The 3,101-nt window shown below is 60.2% G+C and carries 2 protein-coding genes; one reads left to right on the top strand and one right to left on the bottom strand.

Annotated features, from left to right (window positions below; all coding sequences use genetic code 11):
- Positions 1-81: 81 nt before the first annotated feature.
- A complete protein-coding gene (locus MKK60_RS11780; protein ID WP_279604070.1) occupies positions 82-1,494 on the bottom strand; it encodes a pilus assembly protein TadG-related protein in 1,413 nt (470 codons plus the stop codon).
- Positions 1,495-1,764: 270 nt separating this feature from the next.
- Here MKK60_RS11780 and MKK60_RS11775 point away from each other — a divergent pair.
- The coding region (locus MKK60_RS11775; RefSeq protein WP_243985940.1) for a sensor domain-containing diguanylate cyclase at positions 1,765-3,101 on the top strand (1,337 nt) is incomplete at its 3' end.

The following is a 3,101-nucleotide window of genomic DNA, read 5'->3' as shown; positions in this document are numbered from 1 at the left end:
AGCAGGTTGTTGAGTTCCGCATCATCGAGGATCAGCGCGAGCATGAGGCTCCATCCCGTCGGCGGTGAAGGGGGCCCGTCGTCATTGCGTCAGCAGCAGCCGGCCGGAGACCGGGCCGACGCCCTTCGGCACCGGCACGCTTGTCGCGCCGTAATTCGCGTTGAGGACGAGGTTCGGGCCTTCGTAGAGGTTGATCTGCTGGGCCACGATCACGGTGTAGGCCGACTGGTCGGCCACCGGCTTCGTCGCATCGATGACGAGGCGGCCCGCCGGCAGGTAGATCGTGCCGAGCATGGTGCGGGCGTTGTCGCTGAGGATGCGGTACGTCCGCATCGGCTTGGTCGCTGCAAGGGGTGCAGGAGGTGGGGCGAGTATTGCACCAAGGAGTGTCGTGATAAGGTTGCTTGGATCTGTGGGAGAGGATACAGTCCTATCTTCAGAGATAAGTAAGCCCGCCATTACGCCTTTCGTTGGTGCCGAGAGGCTGATTGTCGTATCTTTGTCAAAGACGAGACTGCCTTTGTCGCCTGTGAAGTAGAAAGCCACATCCGTACCGCTAAGCGACGCTTTCTTATCAACAATCAGCGGGCCATTTGCTATGACATAAATTCCAGCCTTTAGCGTGACGACAGCATTCTTCGTGATCTGTAGGCCACCACAATACGTTCCTGGTTCGAGCGTCATACTCGAATCAATCTTCTTCAAGCTGTTTACATTCAACACGTTCAATGGGAACGGTAGTGTCGCGCAGGCGCCGATCGGTGGGGCGGTACGGTCCTTCAGAGGATCATCGATCACCGGGCAGCCGGTCTGCGGCGTCGGGCTGAAGTTCGCCCGCACGCCGAGGTAGCCACCGGCCGAGCAGATCGTCTGCGCCTTGGCGATCGCGTTCTGCTGCCCGACCATGCCGGTCGGAGAGGCGGAGTTGGAATACAGCGCGCAATCGATAGCGGTGACCTGCGCGCTCTTCTGCAGGTTGAAGGCACCCGCCGCGAGCGGGTCGAGCGCCAGCATGCACAGGCGCATCCGCCCAACAACGCTCGCCTGCGCCTTCACCGCGAGTTTGACGGTGGGCATACCAATGAAGCTACCGAAGGACAGTTTGAAGGTTTCGGCGGCCGTTACCAAGACGTTGGTCTTGTCGGATCCCACGCTGACCTCAACCGCCAACGGCCGGTCCGGCGGCGATTTCGCCTCGGATCGGACCGTCTGCTCAGTAACCCCGATCACCGTGGCGGTGTTCGACAGGGCGAGCTTGAGGGTGTTGCCGCCGGCCAGCGCCCCGGCATCGACGGCCCCCTGCAGCTGGGCCCGCCGGGCGGCGAGGCGGGCATAGTCAACGCCGCCGCCGACGAGGCCGAGCAGCACCGTCGTGCAGAGGCAGAAGATGACGGCCACGGCGCCGCGGCGGTCAGCTCCGAACGACCGAGACGCAGATGCAGCGAAAGGTATTATCCCGCTATGCCGGATACCGGACCGCCCTTCGTACTGCATCCCAATCGCCTTATCGGCCTATTTCAAGCCTATGGTCGTACAAGGCCCAGTTTAATAAAAGGCGATAGCGAGTGGTGGGAGCTGTTTTCAACGGTCAGTGAAGAGGGTAGCTGCGCGAAAGATACCAGTCGTGACGGCGCTTAATCCACAGCCACCCACGCCATCCGCTCCTCCACAATTTACGGGATTGATCCATCGAACGGTGTCGAGTGGTGGAAAATCGTTAAGCTTCCTCGGCTACAATCGGAGTGCGGAACATAACGACTGCCTATGACCATCCGATCGCCCTTCGCCCTGTTTGGACGCTGGACCCACTCGGCGCGCTCGCTGACGGCATTCAATCTCGCCTGCGTTGCCGGTCTCTGCGGCGTGTCCGCCGTAATGCTGTGGGACATGCGAGAGGATGCGACCCGCCGGACAGAGATCACGTCCCGTAGCTTGCTGCAGGTGCTGGAGCGCGATATCGCCCGCAATATCGAGCTCTATGGCCTATCGTTACAGGCGGTGGTCGACGGTATGAAGCGAACGGACGTGGCGCAGGCCTCAACCGAACTCCGTCACATGATCCTTTTCGATCGTTCGGCAACCGGCCTTGGGTTCGGCTTCATCATGGTGATGAACGCGACCGGCGATGTTATTCTCAACTCGCAATCGGTTACGCCACGAGCGCTGAACCGAGCAGATGGCGAGTATTTTCAGTACTTCTCTACTCACAGCGATGATGGACTACATATCAGCCCGCCGGCCATCTCCCGCCTGACGGGGAAATGGGTGGTCATGCTGAGCCGCCGCCTGTCGAACCCGGATGGCTCGTTTGCCGGAGTTGTCGCTGGTGCCATCCATCTTGACTACTTCCGTGGCCTGTTCGCCGCCGCAGGCGTAGCTCGCATCGGCACCGTAACCTTGTACGGGCCGGGCGGATCAATCCTGATGCGCGAGCCATTCGACCAGCAACTGCTTGGTAAGAGCGTTGCTCAACAGCCAAGCTATCGCCAGATCATGGCTGTGCAAAAAGGCAGCTTCACCGGTCCAGCGATGATCGGAGAAGGCGAGCGCCGCTTCGAGTTTACCCACGTTAGCGACCAACCTCTCCAACTCAGCACTGCGATACCGCCGACAGATATCTATGCAGATTGGTGGCAGAAGGCTCTAACTCTCGGAGGAGCCGTACTGTCCCTTTGTGCAGCCACCATGAGCCTGACGTGGTTGTTCCGTCGCGAACTCGATCGGCGGCAATGTGCCGAGATTGCTACGAGCGCCCTGAACGTCGAGCTCGAACGGCTGGCAACGACGGATGGGTTGACCGGCTTGTCCAATCGTCGTCGCTTCGACGAGGTCCTGGCTCGGGAATGGTCGCGCGCGGTGCGAACCTCACAGCCTCTATCGCTGATCCTGCTCGATGCAGACTCCTTCAAGGGGTTCAACGACCGTTACGGGCATCAGAAGGGCGATGAGGCCTTGAAGCTCATCGCTCGATCAATGGAAGCCGTTATCAGCCGTTCTGGCGATACCGGATACCGCATCGGCGGCGAGGAGTTTGCTGTCATCCTCCCAGATACGGGCGAAGAGGGTGCCAAGATCGTTGCCAGCCGTATCCAAGAAGCTGT

This window comes from Methylobacterium sp. J-092 (genome assembly GCF_022829325.1).
Lineage (GTDB): Bacteria > Pseudomonadota > Alphaproteobacteria > Rhizobiales > Beijerinckiaceae > Methylobacterium.
The sequence above is the reverse complement of the archived record's forward strand: the minus strand, read 5'-3'. Positions and strand labels throughout refer to the sequence as shown.

Bases quoted from the DNA above. Each gene is read 5' to 3' on its own strand.
- MKK60_RS11780 (WP_279604070.1), bottom strand. From the start codon at position 1,494: ATGCAGTACGAAGGGCGGTCCGGTATCCGGCATAGCGGGATAATACCT.